Source organism: Shewanella sp. BJSY2023SW007, from assembly GCF_047314525.1.
In the GTDB taxonomy this organism is placed as follows: Bacteria; Pseudomonadota; Gammaproteobacteria; order Enterobacterales; family Shewanellaceae; genus Shewanella; species Shewanella chilikensis.
In genome coordinates this window covers 24,169-41,567 of the sequence record NZ_JBKORL010000028.1, presented here as the reverse complement: position 1 = coordinate 41,567, position 17,399 = coordinate 24,169, and the positions used below count along the sequence as shown (strand labels likewise).

The 17,399-nt window shown below is 50.7% G+C and carries 14 protein-coding genes; 7 read left to right on the top strand and 7 right to left on the bottom strand.

All coding sequences use genetic code 11. From position 1 onward, the window contains the following. Positions 1–56 precede the first annotated feature (56 nt). Genes yidC through rpmH form a run of 4 tightly spaced genes read right to left on the bottom strand, consistent with a single transcriptional unit; the run spans position 57 to position 2,419 of the window. Positions 57–1,682 carry a membrane protein insertase YidC gene (gene yidC, locus ACMHXE_RS05975; RefSeq protein WP_101056526.1) on the bottom strand — a complete coding sequence of 542 codons (1,626 nt, stop codon included), beginning with the start codon at positions 1,680–1,682 and terminating at the stop codon, positions 57–59. A 3-nt stretch (positions 1,683–1,685) separates the two neighbouring features. Continuing rightward, on the bottom strand, positions 1,686–1,940 hold the full coding sequence (yidD, locus tag ACMHXE_RS05970; protein WP_101056527.1) for a membrane protein insertion efficiency factor YidD: 255 nt from the start codon (positions 1,938–1,940) through the stop codon (positions 1,686–1,688). After that, a complete protein-coding gene (gene rnpA / locus ACMHXE_RS05965) occupies positions 1,907–2,263 on the bottom strand; it encodes a ribonuclease P protein component (protein WP_101056528.1) in 357 nt (118 codons plus the stop codon). Before rnpA ends, yidD begins: the two co-directional genes overlap by 34 nt. A gap of 18 nt (positions 2,264–2,281) precedes the next feature. Next, positions 2,282–2,419, bottom strand: a complete 138-nt coding sequence (rpmH, locus tag ACMHXE_RS05960) for a 50S ribosomal protein L34 (protein ID WP_011758135.1) — start codon at positions 2,417–2,419, stop codon at positions 2,282–2,284. Between the two features lie 439 nt (positions 2,420–2,858). On the opposite strand from rpmH, the gene dnaA reads away from it, so the two are divergent. From dnaA to ACMHXE_RS05935, 5 genes are all read left to right on the top strand, one after another. Further along, the gene (gene dnaA, locus ACMHXE_RS05955) at positions 2,859–4,247 is read left to right on the top strand and encodes a chromosomal replication initiator protein DnaA (RefSeq protein WP_039035678.1); all 1,389 of its coding nucleotides are present in this window, start codon (positions 2,859–2,861) and stop codon (positions 4,245–4,247) included. Between the two features lie 15 nt (positions 4,248–4,262). Further along, positions 4,263–5,363, top strand: coding sequence for a DNA polymerase III subunit beta (gene dnaN, locus ACMHXE_RS05950; RefSeq protein ID WP_025011717.1), 1,101 nt, complete (start codon positions 4,263–4,265; stop codon positions 5,361–5,363). 19 nt (positions 5,364–5,382) lie between these two features. Beyond that, on the top strand, positions 5,383–6,465 hold the full coding sequence (gene recF / locus ACMHXE_RS05945) for a DNA replication/repair protein RecF (protein ID WP_101056530.1): 1,083 nt from the start codon (positions 5,383–5,385) through the stop codon (positions 6,463–6,465). A 16-nt stretch (positions 6,466–6,481) separates the two neighbouring features. Then, positions 6,482–8,899 carry a DNA topoisomerase (ATP-hydrolyzing) subunit B gene (gyrB, locus tag ACMHXE_RS05940; RefSeq protein WP_165564221.1) on the top strand — a complete coding sequence of 806 codons (2,418 nt, stop codon included), beginning with the start codon at positions 6,482–6,484 and terminating at the stop codon, positions 8,897–8,899. 130 nt (positions 8,900–9,029) lie between these two features. Continuing rightward, complete coding sequence (locus ACMHXE_RS05935; protein WP_224868077.1) at positions 9,030–10,082, top strand: HDOD domain-containing protein; 1,053 nt, start codon at positions 9,030–9,032, stop codon at positions 10,080–10,082. 54 nt (positions 10,083–10,136) lie between these two features. Here ACMHXE_RS05935 and glyS read toward each other — a convergent pair whose 3' ends face one another. Next, the gene (glyS, locus tag ACMHXE_RS05930) at positions 10,137–12,206 is read right to left on the bottom strand and encodes a glycine--tRNA ligase subunit beta (RefSeq protein ID WP_413731661.1); all 2,070 of its coding nucleotides are present in this window, start codon (positions 12,204–12,206) and stop codon (positions 10,137–10,139) included. A 10-nt stretch (positions 12,207–12,216) separates the two neighbouring features. Further along, positions 12,217–13,122: a glycine--tRNA ligase subunit alpha gene (glyQ, locus tag ACMHXE_RS05925; protein WP_028780936.1), complete on the bottom strand. Its 906-nt coding sequence runs from the start codon at positions 13,120–13,122 to the stop codon at positions 12,217–12,219. 109 nt (positions 13,123–13,231) lie between these two features. Between glyQ and ACMHXE_RS05920 the strand changes: the two genes are divergently transcribed. After that, a complete protein-coding gene (locus ACMHXE_RS05920; protein WP_234555090.1) occupies positions 13,232–13,795 on the top strand; it encodes a DNA-3-methyladenine glycosylase I in 564 nt (187 codons plus the stop codon). Positions 13,796–13,898: 103 nt separating this feature from the next. Further along, complete coding sequence (locus tag ACMHXE_RS05915; RefSeq protein WP_165564223.1) at positions 13,899–14,144, top strand: hypothetical protein; 246 nt, start codon at positions 13,899–13,901, stop codon at positions 14,142–14,144. Positions 14,145–14,196: 52 nt separating this feature from the next. Here the strand turns inward: ACMHXE_RS05915 and ACMHXE_RS05910 are convergent, their stop codons facing one another. Then, complete coding sequence (locus tag ACMHXE_RS05910) at positions 14,197–17,373, bottom strand: amidohydrolase family protein (RefSeq protein WP_413731658.1); 3,177 nt, start codon at positions 17,371–17,373, stop codon at positions 14,197–14,199. Positions 17,374–17,399: the final 26 nt, after the last annotated feature.

Genomic DNA, 17,399 nt, shown 5'->3' with positions numbered 1-17,399 from the left:
TATAAAAGCAAAAGGCGACCCTTAGGCCGCCCTTGATCATTTGACCCGAAATAGGCTTATTTTAAGCCTTTTTTCTCCAGGCCGGCATAGATAATCTTCTGCTGGATAATGGCAACTATGTTACCCACCAACCAGTAGAGTACCAGACCGGATGGGAACCAGAGGAAGAACACGGTAAAGATGACCGGCATCCATTGCATCATCTTCTGCTGCATAGGATCCATAGTCGGTGCCATTGGCTGCATTTTTTGCATCAGGAACATGGAAACACCCATCAGCAAAGGCAGGATGTAGTAAGGATCCTGTACCGACAGATCGTCAATCCACAGCATGAACGGCGCATGGCGCAGTTCCACACCTTCCATCAGTACCCAGTAAAGGGCAATAAAGATAGGCATTTGCAGCAAGATAGGCAGACAGCCACCCATAGGGTTCACTTTTTCCTTCTTGTACAACTCCATCATGGCCTGGCCCATCTTCTGGCGATCATCGCCGAATCTGTCCTTCAGCTCCTGCAGTTTTGGTTGCAGGTTACGCATTTTGGCCATAGAGGTGTATTGCGCCTTGGTCAGCGGGAACAGAATACCGCGCACCGTTAGGGTGATAAGTATGATGGCCACACCCCAGTTACCCACGATGGATTGGAAGAACATCAACAGCTTGTAGATAGGCACAGCCAGCCACCAGAGGAAGCCATAATCCACAACCAGGTTAAGGGTGTCAGACAGTTCGGACAGGGCGGCTTGATCCTTTGGACCTACGTAGAAGTCGGCGCTCAAGGTCATTTCAGTGCCAGGGGCTACTGTCTTTTTCTCGCCCATGAAGCCAATGTTGGCGGTACCTGAACTATCTCTGGTAAATATGGTGTTGGTTTCATTCTTTGGCGGAACCCAGGCCGACACAAAGTAGTGTTGCAGCATGGCGGCCCAGCCACCTTCTGTCTTCTTCTCCAGGTTCTTTTCCTGGATATCTTCAAAGTTATACTTTTCGTAGCGGATATCGGCAGTCGAGAAGGCGGCACCACGATAAGTTGGCATCATCATGCTGCTGTCTGAAGGCTTGATGGTCTGTTTTATCTGACCGTACATCTGAACTTGCAGTGGCTCTGATGTGGTGTTGTTAATCTTGTACTCAACGTCTACGGCAAACTGACCTTTGTGGAAGGTGTAGATCTTGGTGTACTTGGCGCCGTTTGCTGCTGTGTAGCTCAATGGAACAGTCAGTGTGTCCTGGCCATCGGCAAGAGTGAATTCTTTGGCGCTGGCTGAATAGGTAGCACGGCCCTTGGTACTGTCTGTACCGCCGCTGCCCATTAGGCCACTCTGGGCTATGTATACGAACCCAGGCTTCTGTTCCAACAGGACGAACGGTTCGTCTTTGTTCAGCTCCAGTTTGTGAGAAACCAGAGCGGCATGAACAATGTCACCGCCGACAGGGTTGATCAGCACATCCAGTTGATCTGTGGTGACTCTGATAAGATCTTTGGACGCCACGGCTGTTTCTTCTGGCATGCCTGATTCGGCTACCGGAACGTCAGCGCTGTGAGTTGTCTCTTGAACGGAAGTGGCAACTGTATTTTCAGTTACAGCGGGTTTGGGTGCTTTATCGGTTTGCCATTGTTGCCACAGCAAGAAGCTGACAAACAGCAGGCCGATAAGCAGTAAATTGCGTTGAGATTCCATAGCCTATTTATTACACCTGTCATTTTTAGGGGGGACGGGATCACTGCCGCCCGGATGTAAAGGGTGACATTTTAATATGCGTTTGATTGCAAACCAACTCCCTTTAATCGTTCCGTGCACTCGCACCGCTTCTATGGCGTAGTGAGAGCAGGTTGGATTAAAGCGACAACGAGGCCCCAGCATAGGGCTGATAAGGAGTTGGTAGGCTCTGATCGCCTTAATTATCAGCCATTGAAACGGCGACTGAGTTTGCGCCATAACTTTTCTACCAGCTTTCTGAGCTGTTCATTATCCATATCCAGCACACCGCCGCGAACCAGGACCACTATATCCAGTGGTGGCAAATCATGTTGATTGAGGCGGAAGCTATCCCGGATCACCCGCTTGATACGATTGCGTTGATTGGCTCTCTTTACATGGCGTTTAGCCACAGTGAGTCCAAGACGCGGATGTTGCATCTCATTGGGTACAGCAAGCAGGGTTATCTCAGCTGAGGAGGCTTTAATGGGGTTGGAAAATACGGTTTTGAATTGCGCGGGAGTTAGCAAGCGTAACTCCCGCGTAAAGGTGTAACGAGTCACCTAGTTGTCTACTCGCAATTAAGCAGACAGACGAGCGCGACCTTTGGCACGGCGACGAGCCAGTACCTTACGGCCGTTCGCTGTAGCCATACGAGCGCGGAAGCCGTGAGAACGCTTGCGCTTCAGGTTGCTAGGTTGAAAAGTACGTTTACTCATGATGGCAATCCGTCTTTGTTAGTGAATTTACCTTATCTCTGTTTGAGGTAAGGGCAAAAAAGAGGCCGAATTGTAATCACTTTAGTCAGGGCAGTCAACACGTGCAGCCCCTCTCAAGGTAATTTATCTCGGCATTTTCGCGATCTGTTGAGCTGTTGTCACCACAGGATGTGGATAACTCTGTGTACGGACACTACATCTTGTGGATCCATTAATCTTTTGGCAGATCGGCGGTCGCTGATTATAGATCAGGGTGGATCGCTTTATAAAGCGGGATTTTAACCGGCTCGCCAAATAGCGGATCTTGGGAGATCGATCTGGATCCGACAGATCTGACTGTTGGGATCTGCCTGGGGATAATTATACTTAAAGGATAGCGATTATTCAGATCTCACTATAGAATACCCTCCTTTCGAGGCGATCTTTTGGGGATAAGTACGTGGCGGTTTCACTTTGGCAGCAATGTATCGGACGACTGCAAGATGAGCTTTCTGCTCAACAATTCAGTATGTGGATCAGACCGTTACAAGCCGAAATGGATGGGGATACCCTGGTGCTTTATGCGCCAAACCGGTTCGTGCTTGATTGGGTTAGAGATAAATATCTCAACATTATCAATCAGTTTTTTACTGAGCATTTGGGCAATGATGCACCCAAACTCAGGTTTGACATAGGTAGTCGTCCGTCGGCCAAGCCTCAGGTACAGGCCCCAACTGCGACCAAGGCCTCTGTCAGCGCACCCAAGAGCGCAGCCGGCAAAGGTGCTACTTTTAATACTGCTGCCGAGCCGGCTGTAAACCACAGCTATCGCAGCAATATTAATCCTACTTATCAGTTCGATAACTTTGTTGAAGGTAAGTCCAACCAACTGGGTAAGGCGGCCGCATTGCAGGTGGCAGAAAACCCGGGTGGCGCCTATAACCCGTTGTTTTTGTATGGCGGCACCGGCCTGGGTAAGACTCACCTGCTGCACGCCGTAGGCAACGGCATTATCAAGAATAATCCCAACGCCAAAGTGGTCTATATGCACTCAGAGCGTTTTGTGCAGGACATGGTCAAGGCGCTGCAAAATAATGCCATTGAAGACTTCAAGCGTTACTACCGTAGCGTAGACGCCCTGTTTATCGATGACATTCAGTTTTTTGCCAATAAAGACAGATCTCAGGAAGAGTTTTTCCATACCTTTAATGCTTTGCTTGAGGGCAATCACCAGATCATTTTGACATCGGATCGGTATCCGAAAGAGATCGATGGTGTGGAAGATCGGCTCAAGTCGCGCTTTGGCTGGGGTCTTACCGTGGCCATCGAGCCGCCTGAGCTGGAAACCCGGGTCGCCATTTTGATGCGCAAGGCGCAGGAGAGTGGGATCAACTTGCCGGATGAAGTGGCCTTTTTCATTGCCAAGCGCTTACGCTCCAACGTGCGTGAATTGGAAGGGGCATTGAACCGGGTTATCGCTAATGCCAACTTTACTGGTCGGCCAATAACCATTGATTTTGTGCGCGAAGCCTTGCGTGACCTCTTGGCTCTGCAGGAAAAATTAGTCACTATAGACAACATTCAGAAAACAGTGGCTGAATATTACAAGATCAAGATGGCCGATATGCTGTCCAAGCGCCGTTCCCGCAGTGTGGCGAGACCGAGGCAGATGGCCATGGCGTTATCTAAAGAATTAACCAATCAGAGCTTGCCTGAGATAGGTGATGCCTTTGGTGGTCGTGACCATACAACTGTGTTGCATGCCTGCCGCAAGATTGCGCAGCTGCGGGAAGAGAGTCACGACATTAAAGAAGATTATGCCAACTTGATTAGAACCTTATCTTCTTAATCAGGGAACAGGACCATGAAATTTTCGATCGATAGGGATGCCCTATTAAAGCCGCTCCAGTTGGTCAGTGGCGCGGTGGAAAGACGCCATAACTTGCCCATTCTGGCAAACCTCCTGGTGGAAGTAAGTAATCACTCACTCAAGATGACGGGTACAGATCTTGAGGTGGAACTGGTTGGCAGTGCTGAGGTCAGTGGCGAAGTGCAGGAAGGGCGAACCACAGTGCCGGCCAAGAAACTGCTCGATATCGTCAAGTCACTGCCTGAGCAGAGCGAAATCAAAATCGAACAGCAGGAAAACAAGTGGCTGCTTCGCAGCGGTCGCAGCCGTTTCTCGTTGGCGACGCTACCGGCGGAAGAATACCCCAATGTCGAGAGTTTCCAGCCTGCCATCGAATTTAACCTCAAGCAGGGCACACTCAAGTCACTGATAGATGCCACTCAGTTTTCCATGGCCAACCAGGATGTGCGTTACTATCTCAACGGTTTGCTGCTGGAAACCGAGGGTAATGTACTGCGTGCCATTGCAACAGACGGCCACCGCTTGGCTCTGAGTCACAGAGAGATAGCAGCCTCTTTGCCGGAAAATCAGGTGATCGTGCCTCGTAAAGGGGTGATGGAGCTGGCTCGCCTGCTGGACAGTGAAGATCAGGATATCCATATTGCCATTGGTGATAACGCCATTCGTGCTACCACAGCCAGCGCCGTGTTCACCAGTAAGTTGGTGGATGGTCGCTTCCCGGATTATCGCCGGGTATTGCCCAAAGGCGGCGACAAGATAGTGCTGGCCAGTCGCAATCAGCTTAAACAAGCGCTATTGCGGGCATCTATCTTGTCCAATGAGAAGTTCCGTGGTGTCAGGGTGCAGCTGGAAAATGCGCTGCTCAAGATCACCGCCAACAACCCGGAACAGGAAGAAGCCGAAGAGATCATCGATGTGGATTATGCCGGTCAGCCGCTCGAAATCGGCTTCAACGTCTCTTATCTGCTGGATGTGCTCAATGGCCTCAAGGCCGATGAAGTCAGGATTACCCTCAGTGATGGTAACTCCAGCGCCTTGATTGAAAACCACGTCGAGGAAGACTCCATGTACGTGGTGATGCCGATGCGCCTCTAGGGGCGACTTTGGGCCATAAATGAGTCTAACTCGTCTCAATATCCAAGCTTTTCGTAATATCGATTCAGCCCAACTGCTCCCCGGCACTGGGCTGAATCTTATTTACGGCCAAAATGGCAGTGGCAAAACCAGTGTCCTGGAAGCGATTTACTTTCTGGGGATGGGGCGCTCGTTTCGCAGTCATCTGTCTCAGAGGGTGATCAATAACCAGCAGGACCAGTTGACCCTGTTTGCCAATTTGAGCCTGCCATCCGGTGACAGTAAGTTGGGACTGCGACGATTTCGCAGTGGCGAGACCGAAGTCAGAATGGATGGCGAGAAGATAAAGCGTCTGTCTGTGTTGGCTGATACCCTGCCTATTCAGGTAATAACCCCAGAGAGCTTTTCGTTGCTGTTTGAAGGCCCCAAGGCCAGGCGTCAGTTTATCGACTGGGGGGCGTTTCATTGCGATCCGCAGTTTTATCAGGCTTGGGTTAATGTCAGACGAATTCTTAAACAGCGTAATCAGTTACTTAAGGATGGTGCTGCCTATCAGCAAATCGCATTCTGGGACCGGGATTTTGTCCGTTACACCGAGTTGGTCACCGAGATACGAAAGGCATATGTAGACTCGTTAAATGAACTACTTAAGGGTATAATCGGGGAGTTTCTACCACAGGTTGATATCAAGGTTTCTTTTACCCGTGGTTGGGATAGTAAAACTGAGTTTGCGGCCCTGTTGCAGGCGTCTTATTCCCGGGATCTATCCATGGGGCACACAGTCAGTGGCCCCCATAAAGCTGACTTGAGACTCAGAGTGGGTAATCTGCCCGCTCAGGATGCTTTGTCTCGTGGTCAACTGAAGTTGTTGGTGTGTGCATTACGAATAGCACAGGGAAAGTTGCTTAAACAACAAATAGATAAGAATAGTATCTATCTGGTCGACGATCTGCCGTCAGAGCTGGATGCGAAACACAGGAAGTTATTGCTGCGGCAGTTGAGCGAAACCGGGGCGCAAGTGTTTGTCACTGCGATTGACCCGGCGGCAATATCAGATTCATTAAGCACGCCCCCCAGCCGAATTTTTCAGGTGGAACAGGGGCGGGTAACGGTCATTGAATAACCGATGAGAGAATAATATGTCAGAGAACAGTTACGATTCTTCGAGTATTAAGGTCCTTAAGGGCCTTGATGCGGTACGTAAAAGACCTGGGATGTATATTGGTGATACCGACGATGGCACGGGTCTGCATCACATGGTATTCGAAGTCGTCGATAACTCTATCGATGAAGCTTTGGCGGGTCATTGCAGTGACATAGTGATCACCATTCATGTTGATGGTTCTGTCTCTGTAAAAGATGATGGTCGTGGTATTCCGGTTGCCATTCACCCTGAAGAAGGAGTTTCGGCGGCTCAGGTTATTATGACAGTACTGCACGCCGGCGGTAAGTTCGATGACAACTCCTATAAAGTTTCCGGTGGTTTGCACGGTGTGGGTGTATCCGTGGTTAACGCTCTGTCGGAAAAACTGCAACTGACCATTCGCCGCGATGGTAAGGTTTATGAGCAGTTTTACAAACATGGTGAGCCGCAAGAGCCTATCAAGGAAATCGGTGAAGCGACCAAGACTGGTACTGAAATTCGTTTTTGGCCCAGCCATGAAACCTTTACTGATACCGAGTTTCATTATGAGCTGCTGGCCAAACGTATTCGCGAGCTGTCATTCTTGAACTCAGGCGTGGGTATCCGTCTGGTTGACGAGCGCGATAATAAAGATGAATTATTCCATTATGAAGGCGGTATCAAGGCCTTCGTAGAGTACCTGAACCGTAATAAGACCCCGGTGAATAAGGATGTTTTCCACTTTTCTCAAGAGCGGGAAGATGGCATCACTGTTGAAGTGGCTATGCAGTGGAACGACGGTTTTCAGGAAAGCATTTTCTGTTTTACCAATAATATTCCCCAGCGTGATGGTGGTACTCACTTGGCAGGTTTCCGGGCGGCATTGACCCGTAACCTGAACAACTACATGGAGAAGGAAGGCTTCAACAAGAAGGGCAAGACCAACGCCACGGGTGATGACGCCCGTGAAGGCCTTACTGCGGTGGTTTCTGTGAAGGTTCCAGATCCCAAATTCAGCTCCCAGACCAAAGACAAGCTGGTTTCCAGTGAGGTCAAAGGTGCCGTGGAACAGACCATGGGTGAGAAGCTGAATGACTATCTGCTGGAAAACCCAGCTGATGCCAAGATGATTGTTGGCAAGATTATCGACGCTGCCCGCGCCCGTGAAGCGGCCCGAAAAGCCCGCGAGATGACCCGTCGTAAAGGAGCCCTGGATTTGGGTGGTTTGCCGGGTAAATTGGCAGACTGTCAGGAAAAAGACCCAGGTCTTTCTGAAATCTACATAGTGGAGGGTGATTCGGCCGGCGGTAGTGCCAAACAGGGCCGGAACAGAAAGAACCAGGCTATTTTGCCACTCAAGGGTAAAATTCTTAACGTAGAGAAGGCTCGCTTCGACAAGATGCTGTCTTCTCAGGAAGTGGCGACTCTTATCACCGCCCTAGGCTGTGGTATCGGCCGCGATGAATATGATCCGGACAAGACCCGTTATCACTACATCATCATCATGACAGATGCTGACGTCGACGGCTCGCACATCCGTACGCTGCTGTTGACCTTCTTCTTCCGTCAGATGCCAGAGCTGATTGAACGTGGCTTTGTTTATATTGCTCAGCCTCCTTTGTTCAAAGTGAAGAAAGGCAAGCAGGAGCAGTATCTGAAAGATGAACCTGCATTGACTGAATACTTGACCACTCAGGCTCTTGATGGCGGCAGCATCTATCCATCCAAGGATGCACCGGCCATGTCTGGTGAAGGTCTGGAGCGTCTGGTTTACCAATATCGTGAAGTGGAAGCTATCATTGAGCGCTTGGAAAAACGTTATCCAACCAATGTGACCAACCGCATGCTGTATCGTCCGCGGGTGACCGCCGAAATGTTGGCAGACGAAGCCGCTATGACCACTTGGTGCAAAGGCCTGCTGCAGGATCTCGAAGATGAAGAGAACGGCGGCGTTATCTACAAGATGGAAACAGTGCTGGATCCTGAGCGTAAGGTGTATCTACCGCAGCTCATTGTGCGCAAACACGGTATAGATACCCATTATCTGTTTGGTTATGACTTTTTCCATTCCAGCGATTATGAGCGCATTGCCAAGCTCGGTGAGCAGATCTGTGATCTAATTGAAGATGGTGGCTATGTTAAACGTGGTGAGCGGGTCAAAGAGGTCAGCAGTTTTGTTGAAGCACTTGACTGGCTGATAGCCGAGTCCAAGCGCGGTCTCTATATCCAGCGCTATAAAGGACTGGGTGAAATGAACCCCGAACAGCTATGGGAAACCACCATGGATCCCGAGAGCCGCCGCATGTTGCAAGTCACCATTGAAGATGCGATTGCGGCCGATCAGCTGTTTACCACTCTGATGGGCGATCAGGTTGAGCCAAGACGCGACTTTATTGAGGCCAACGCCCTCAACGTGGCTAACCTCGACGTTTAATCAAACAGCTCGTTATCTTTAAAAGGAAGGCCTCTGGCCTTCCTTTTTTATTGGATGTTCGCCGCGTTTACTTTGTTAAATAGTGATTATACTGAACCATCTTGGGTAAAATAATTGCGCAGGAAATCAATTGATAGGACTCTTCAGGAAACTGTTTAATCTCAGGGAAAACGTTGAAGTAGAACGACCGAAAAGCTTCAACGAAGCCCCGCCCAATATTCAGTATGAGCAGCAAATCTTGAGTCGCTCGCGGGAGATCACCGCCGAGAGCGATGAGCTGGTGGCCGCCGTCGATGCTACGGCTCTGTTTTACAGTTTACTGTTCTCCGTCAGCAGCCAAAATAACGGTGGTGTTGCCAATAAACTCGAAAAGCGGGTCATGAGCGACATTGAGCAGGCTCTGGCCTCACCGCAGCAGATAGCCGATTCTGTACTGCAGATCCCTGGCCGAATACTGGAGCTGGACAACAAACTCAGCGATCCTGAATTTGATAATCAGGATATAGTCGCGCTTATTCAGCAAGATCCCGTGTTGAGTGCCGAGGTTATTCGCATCTGTAACTCGGCGGCATTTCGCCGCAGCGAGCGGCAGATAACCAGTCTTCAGCAGGCTCTGGTTCAATTGGGTAGCAACAGACTGAGACGGATAGTGACTACCTGCATGATGAAAGAGATGATAGATATCAAACCCATCTACTTTCGCCGCTTTGGAGCCCATTTGTGGCGCCATTCACTGCAGGTGGCTTTCCTGGCGGGAGAACTGGAAACCGAAGAACCGGATACTGCTTTTATGGTGGGCCTGCTGCACGATGTCGGCAAGATAGCCATCTTCAAGCTGTTGCTCGATGCATTTATTCAAGTCGAGCCTAGCGAGCAGCCCAAGTCCTGGCTGTTTCGTCAGGTGATGACGGCGCGCTCCTTGTCATTGAGCAGTCTACTGGTGAGCTGCTGGCAGTTACCCAAGGCATTTGAGACTGTATTGCAACCTCTGGCCAATGTCGGTGCCAAGCCGGAAAATCGTTTAAGCCAGCTGATTTGGCAAGCCAATCTGATCAGCGAATGCTCTATGCTGGTGCAAGAGGATAAGTTGCCCCGGGAATTGCTGGATGCCTTGTTGAAAGAAGCCAATATCAGCCGGGAAATGTTTGAACAGTGGCACCAGAAACTGCTTGAAATAAAATGAAAAAACGCGCCTTTCGGCGCGTTTTTTAGCTGTTTGGCATCACTGCAACTGCCATCACTGCAACAGTGATATATCGGCCACCCGCAGGAACTGATTTCGCAGCTGGTTCAGCAGTGCCAGACGATTGCGGCGCAGCGCCTCATCGTCGGCCATTACCATCACATCTTCAAAGAAGGTATCTACCGGCTCTTTCAGCGTTGATAACAGGGTCAATCCCTGTTGATATTCCCCTTTGGCAAACAAGGGCTCAAGTTGTGGCTGAAGTGAGCTCAGAACTTGATTCAGGGCCTTCTCTGCATCTTCCTGCAGCAGGGCAGTATCGACTTCGCTTGGTAATTCACCTTCAACCTTGGCGAGAATATTGGAAACCCGCTTGTTGGCTGCGGCCAGAGAGGCGGCCTGTTCCAAGCTGCGGAAATGGCTGACGGCCTGGATTCGGCTGTCAAAGTCGGCCGGACGAGTCGGCCGACGGGCCAGAACCGCCAGAATCACATCGGTACTGATGCCTTTATCCTGATACCAGGCGCGGAAACGGCCCATCAGAAATTCCAGCACCTCTTCGGCGCAGTTCTGATTGCTGAGGTTGCTGCCGTGAGCCTTGATGGCGCAGCCAATCAGTTCGACCAGATCCAGTGGCAGTTTGTTCTCAACAATGATTCTCAGTACACCTATGGCCGCGCGGCGCAGGGCAAAGGGGTCGGCAGCGCCTTTAGGTGCCTGGCCGATACCGAATATCCCGCTCAGGGTATCCAGTTTTTCTGCCAGTGCAACGGCGCAGGATACCGGCGCTGTAGGCACAGTATCACCGGAGAACTTGGGCTTGTACTGTTCTTCCAGTGCCAGGGCAACCGCTTCGGTTTCCCCTTCGAGGCGCGCGTAATGCATACCCATGGTGCCTTGGGTGTCGGTAAATTCCATAACCATATTGGTCATCAAATCGGCCTTGGACAACAGACCGGCCCGTTTGGCATCGGCTTGGTTGGCATCGATTTTGGCCGCAATGGCTTCGGCCACACAGGAGATACGCTCCACTCTGTCTTTAAGGGTGCCCAATTGCTTCTGGAATACCACGGTTTCCAGGCTGGCAATGCGGGACTCGAGTGATTGCTTTTTATCTGTGTTAAAGAAGAATTCGGCATCGGCCAGGCGAGGGCGGACAACTTTTTCATTCCCGGCAATGATTTGCGCCGGATCTTTGGACTCAATATTGGTCACAAAGATGAAGTTGGGCATCAGCTTATTGTTGCCATCAAATACCGGGAAGTATTTCTGATCGCCTTTCATTGTGTAGACCAGGGCCTCGGCAGGCACCTGCAAAAACTTCTCTTCAAAAGCCGCTGTCAGTACCACTGGCCACTCAACCAAGGAGGCGACTTCTTCAAGCAGTTCGTCGGCGATATCGGCACGGCCACCCAACTCGGCAGCGGCTTTTTCGGCGTCTGTCTTGATGATATCCATTCTGGCCTGATAGTCGGCAATCACCTTGCCGCGCTCTTTCAAGCTGCTGAGGTAGTTGTCGGCATGATCCAGCTCGAAGCTGGCTTCACCCATAAAGCGGTGACCACGAACGGTACGCGCCGAGGTGATACCCAGCAGCTCACCGGCAACCAGCTTGTCACCCAACAACATGGTAACTGTGTGCACGGGGCGGATAAATTGAGTCTTGTTGCTGCCCCAGCGCATAGGCTTGGGGATAGGCAGCTTGTCCAGGGCGCGCTGTGCCATGGTCGGGATCAGGCTTTCAGTGGTCACACCTTCAACCTTGGCGCGGTGCAGTAGCCATTCACCCTTGTCTGTCACCAGACGCTCGGCTTCGGCAACGCTGATACCATTGCCGCGGGCCCAGCCTTCGGCGGCCTTGGTTGGCTTGCCGTCGGCATCAAAGGCCGAGCTGACCGCAGGGCCTCTTTTCTCAACCACTTTATCCTGTTGTGCCAGGGCCAGTTGCTCTACGTAGAGCGCCAAACGGCGCGGCGCGGCATACCAGTGTGCCTTGCTATAGCTGAGTTCGGCCTTGTCCAGCTCTTCGCAGAAGTTGTTTACAAAAGACTCTGCCAGAGTGCGCAAAGCTTTTGGTGGCAGTTCTTCGGTACCTATCTCTATGAGTAAGTTGTCAAAATTCATTAGTTCTACCTCACTTGCACATTGGGAAGCCCAGGGCTTCACGCGCCTGGTAATAAGCTTCGGCTACCGCCTTGGCCATGGTGCGCACCCGCAGGATGTAGCGCTGACGCTCGGTAACAGAGATGGCGTGACGGGCATCGAGCAGGTTGAAGGCGTGTGAGGCCTTCATCACTTGCTCATAAGCGGGCAGAGGCAGAGGTTTTTCCAGTGAAAGCAGGTGCTGACAGGTTTTTTCGCACTGATCGAACAGACCGAAAAGGAAGTCGACATCGGCATGTTCAAAGTTGTAGGTCGACTGCTCCACTTCGTTTTGGTGGAACACGTCACCATAGGTGATCCTTCCCATTGGGCCGTCTGTCCAAACCAGATCATAGACGCTGTCTACGCCCTGAATATACATGGCAAGACGTTCTAGACCATAGGTGATTTCGCCGGTTACCGGGCTACACTCTAGGCCACCAACCTGTTGGAAATAGGTGAACTGGCTGACTTCCATACCGTTGAGCCAAACTTCCCAGCCCAGGCCCCAGGCACCCAGGGTAGGTGATTCCCAGTTGTCTTCAACGAAACGGATATCATGGATACTGGGGTCTACACCCAGGGCCTGCAGTGAGCCCAGGTACAGCTCCTGAATATTATCCGGTGAAGGTTTCAATACGACCTGAAACTGATAGTAGTGCTGAAGACGGTTGGGGTTTTCGCCATAGCGGCCGTCGGTAGGGCGGCGCGATGGTTGGACATACGCGCTGCTCATCGGCTCAGGGCCCAATGAACGCAAAAAGGTTTGTGGATGGAAGGTGCCGGCACCGACCTCCATGTCCAGGGGTTGAACTATGGCGCAACCTTGCTGCGCCCAGTATTCTTGCAGGGTTAAGATAAAACCCTGGAATGTCTTCACGTCGTGTTTCGTCGTCATATCTACTGCTGTCAGCTATTAATAGAAAATGGTTTCGATTATACCTTGTCGATATAGGCTTATGTAGGTTATTTTTTATCGGATTTAACGATTTAAGGGATTTTGAGTAATGGATATAGTTCGTTGTGGCTGGGTGACCGATGATCCTCTCTATCAGGAATATCACGACAAGGTATGGGGAAGGCCGGTTTATGATGCCAAGGAACTGTTTGCCAAGCTCTGTCTCGATGGTCAGCAGGCTGGTTTATCTTGGCTGACCATTCTCAAAAAGCAGGCCAACTATGAACGCGCCTTTGCCGGGTTTGATCCCCAAGTTATTGCCGGGTTCGACCAAGCCAAGATAGAGGAATTGCTACAAGACCCAGGGATAGTACGCAATCGAGCCAAGGTGAATTCCATAGTTCGAAACGCCAAGGCATATCTGGCATTTGTGGAACAAGGCAATGATTTTTCAGAATTTCTTTGGGGTTTTGTCGGCGGGGTACCCAAAGTGAATCGCTTTGAAACCCTGACTCAGGTTCCGGCTAAGACAACCGAGTCAGAGGCTATGTCCAAGGCGCTGAAAAAACTGGGGTTTAACTTCTGTGGCCCGACGATTTGCTATGCCTTTATGCAGGCTGTAGGCATGGTCAACGATCATCTGTTGGATTGCTGTTGTTATCCCCATGATTAAGTTTTCCCGGCGTCGCCGTTTTTTGCTGCTACTGTTTAGTTCTGGTCCGGGGCCTGGGCCCTTTGCGACGATAATCTATCTGCCATTGTGCATGCTATTCTGGATGTTTATCGCATTTGCTTTGGGTCGTTTATTGACGCTTAGTGATGGTGTTAGTGTGTTTATTGGAGCGCTATTTACATTGCCAACTCTGGCGCTGGTGAACTTGTGGGCCGTTCGGGTGGGTGATACTTTACTGCGACTCAGCTTTGGCAAACAAGCCATCATGCCTACACTCATCCGCTTCCTGTTGCCGGCGCTTGTTAGCTACTTATTGTTATCTTTGGTATTGCTACTGCTTATAAAATAAAAGGATGTTCCACGTGGAACATCCTTCCGTTTTACGTCGGGCTTAATCTTTTTTAAATATCTTCAAAGAAGAAGGGCTGGCGCTGCTTCCTATCACCATTGAGTTGATTCATGGTTTCGGCATCATAGAGTTTACCATTGACCATAGTATGAGTGACCCTGTCTGTGACCCTAATATCCTCCAGTGGGTTACCGTCGATAACAATAAGGTCGGCTAATTTGCCCGGCGTTATCGAACCAAGCTGATGGTCCATAGCGAAGGTCTTGGCGGGATAAAGCGTTGCTGTCTTCAGCACTTCCATATTGCTCATACCGCCCTGGGCAAACATCCACATTTCCCAATGAGCAGCCAAGCCTTCGCGCTGACCATGGGCACCAATGTTGGGATGAATCCCCAATTGATTCACCTCATTGGCGACTCTGGCCACATTGAAGTGGTTGTAATGTTCATCCGGTGCGGTAGGCCTTCTCATGGAGCGAGCCCGCAACAGATCGGCTGGAACATATTTTGACAATCGTGGATGAGCCCAGACATCAGTCTTGTCGTACCAATAGTTTTCACCCGAAATGCCGCCATAGGCCACCACCAGCGTGGGGGTGTAACCCACTTGGGTTTGGCTCCAGAACTGCTTAATATCGTTGTAGATTGCTGCAGCCGGCAGGGAGTGTTCCACTGTGGTGTGGCCATCGGCAATCATGGTGAGATTATGCTGCAGCAGGCTTCCTCCCTCAGGAACCACCATCATCTCCAGTTCTCTGGCGGCGGCTATGACTTGTTGACGCTGATTGCGTCTGGGTTGGTTATAGCTCTTGACGCTGAAAGCACCGACTTTTTTAAGTCGTTCGAGGTGGAATTTGGCATCATCCAATGAGTCTATGTGGCTGGTGTAGCCAGGTAAGTTGGCACCATAGAGTATGGTGCCGGTTGAGAAGATTCGCGGGCCAACAATCTTTCCGGCTTTTTGTTGCTCGCTGGCAGCAAAAATTTCGGTAGTGTCATTGGAGGGGTCATGGATGCTGGTAACCCCCAAGGCCAAGCCGGCATATAGCTGCCAGTTCTGCTGGGGGATGATTTCGCTTTCACCTTGAGCGCCATGGGCATGGGCGTCAAACAGACCTGGCATCAGTGTCTTACCTGAAATATCCACTAGCATGGCATCATCCGGAATTTCCATGTCGGCTTCACCCACGGCTAGGATATGGTTATCTTTCACCAACACCACTCCCTTATCTATTACCCTATCATTCTCCATTGTGATGATCTTACCGCCGACGAAAGCGATTGTTCCACGTGGAACATCTATCTCTGTCTGAAAACCAATCTCAGTAACTTGGACCTTGTCCTTAGCATTCTTCTCTCGATAGTCGTTATCCAGGCTCACTTGATAGAGTTCTGGGCCAAGGGTCCAATAGAGTTGATCGCTGTTGGCGCCCCAACTGATACTCTCACCGGCGCGGGTACTGAGCTGTGTTACCGGCAAATTAGTCGCCTTAGGCCCAATATCAACGGTTTCACCATGCTTGGCGAAGGGGGTGACCCAAACACGGAAACGTTCGGCAAATGCGAGTTGCTTACCATCTGGAGATACCCTGAATTCTGTGGCGTGTTTGCTGGTGTAGTGTACCCGCTTATCGAAACCACTAAGCGATATAGAGGCTAGCTGCGGCGTTTCACCATTCTCCATAAAGTAGACTCTGTCGTTGTCGGCACCAAACTGTGGTTGGAAGCCCTGAGCTGAGAGTTTCTTTAGTCCTTTACCATTGCTGTCAACCAGGTAGAGCCCGGGATCCTGACTCCAAGTTTTGGGGGTAATATAGCCACCGGCAATTTTACGAAACACAACTTGTTTGCCATCGGGAGAGAAGGTGGGCTCGATATATTTCCCCGGCTTTTGGGTAAGTGTTGTGGTTTTTCCTCCTCGGGCACTGATGGTTCTAACGCTGCCTTGTTGCTGATCATTCCATGTGGTAAACACCACTCGCTTACCGTCACGGGACCATTGAGGGAATAACTCTTCCAACTGTTCATCCAAACGGGTCAGGCGTTTCGGTTTGCCGTTCGGCAGTTGCTTTACCCAGATTTTTCCCAGAGCTTCGTAGATGACTTTGGTTCCATCTGGCGACACCTGAGCCATGCGCAGCATTTTGACATCCAGTTGCTGCTGATCTATATCCTGCTTAAAGCGCACCGCCGGTTGCACAGCAAGCTCTGTGGTGACATTGAATGGGATCTCTGCCGCTTGCTTGGAAGTCAGTTCGAGCTTGTGGATTTTGCCTTTTGCCCAGAAATAGATCTCTGCACTATCTGGGCTCCAGGCCATAGTGGGATAAACACCGTGTATCGCCCAGGTTTCCTGCATGTCTCTGTCAAGGTCGCCATAGAGCTTTTGCTCTTTACCGGAAGCCAGATCCAACAAGTATAAGGTTGACTGAAAACCGTCGCGTTTGATGTAGGCCAACTGTTTACCATCCGGGCTCGGGGTCGGCCTGATGGCGCCACCAGTGCCCTCGACAAGCACTTCGATATTCCCGGTTTGGGTATCGTAGCGTTTTATCTTGTATATGCCTTTGACCGAGTCTTTGGAGTAGTGGAAGGTTTTACCCGGGGTGGCATCTTGGCTGAAATAGATATATCGGCCGTCAGGGGAATAGGCGGGTTCACCCAGGTCTTTCTGATCATTTGGCCGCTCGGTGAGTTTAACTCCTTCGCCACCGGCAATATGATAAAGCCAGACTTCACCGGCACCTAGACTGCGGCTGGCTGTGAAGTGCTTTCGCGCCACCAGATATTGGGAGTCTGGGCTCCAGGCCGGGCTGTTGAGCAGGCGGAATGTTTCATTGGTTACCGGACGCGGATTACTGCCGTCAGCATTCATTACCCAGATGTTGTCGCCGCCATCTTGATCCGACGTAAAGGCAATGTATTTGCCATCAGGGCTGTAGACGGGTTGCATCTGCCAGGCTATGCCTTGTGCCAAAGGTTTGGCTTCGCCGCCCTGAGCGGGAATTCTGTAGATGTCACCCAGCAGATCAAAAACCAGATATTTGCCATCCGGGCTCAGGCTCAGATTCATCCAGGTACCTTCAGATACCTGAATTTTGGCTTGTTCAAGAGGAGCATTCAGCGGGGCATTGACGTCCCACTTGGGGGCTTGATCGTCACTGAATGCCGAAGCTGAAAAGAGCAATGAAACAGCTGTGTACAGAGGGGTTAGTTTAGGTCTCAACATGACAGCGGCCTTATTTTCGTTATCGG

Excerpts from the sequence above, each read along its gene's own strand:
- yidC (WP_101056526.1), bottom strand. The coding sequence starts at position 1,682 with ATGGAATCTCAACGCAATTTACTGCTTATCGGCCTGCTGTTTGTCAGC.
- yidD (WP_101056527.1), bottom strand. The coding sequence starts at position 1,940 with ATGGCGCAAACTCAGTCGCCGTTTCAATGGCTGATAATTAAGGCGATC.
- rpmH (WP_011758135.1), bottom strand. The coding sequence starts at position 2,419 with ATGAGTAAACGTACTTTTCAACCTAGCAACCTGAAGCGCAAGCGTTCT.
- dnaN (WP_025011717.1), top strand. The coding sequence starts at position 4,263 with ATGAAATTTTCGATCGATAGGGATGCCCTATTAAAGCCGCTCCAGTTG.
- recF (WP_101056530.1), top strand. The coding sequence starts at position 5,383 with ATGAGTCTAACTCGTCTCAATATCCAAGCTTTTCGTAATATCGATTCA.
- gyrB (WP_165564221.1), top strand. The coding sequence starts at position 6,482 with ATGTCAGAGAACAGTTACGATTCTTCGAGTATTAAGGTCCTTAAGGGC.
- glyS (WP_413731661.1), bottom strand. The coding sequence starts at position 12,206 with ATGAATTTTGACAACTTACTCATAGAGATAGGTACCGAAGAACTGCCA.
- glyQ (WP_028780936.1), bottom strand. The coding sequence starts at position 13,122 with ATGACGACGAAACACGACGTGAAGACATTCCAGGGTTTTATCTTAACC.
- ACMHXE_RS05920 (WP_234555090.1), top strand. The coding sequence starts at position 13,232 with ATGGATATAGTTCGTTGTGGCTGGGTGACCGATGATCCTCTCTATCAG.
- ACMHXE_RS05915 (WP_165564223.1), top strand. The coding sequence starts at position 13,899 with ATGTTTATCGCATTTGCTTTGGGTCGTTTATTGACGCTTAGTGATGGT.
- ACMHXE_RS05910 (WP_413731658.1), bottom strand. The coding sequence starts at position 17,373 with ATGTTGAGACCTAAACTAACCCCTCTGTACACAGCTGTTTCATTGCTC.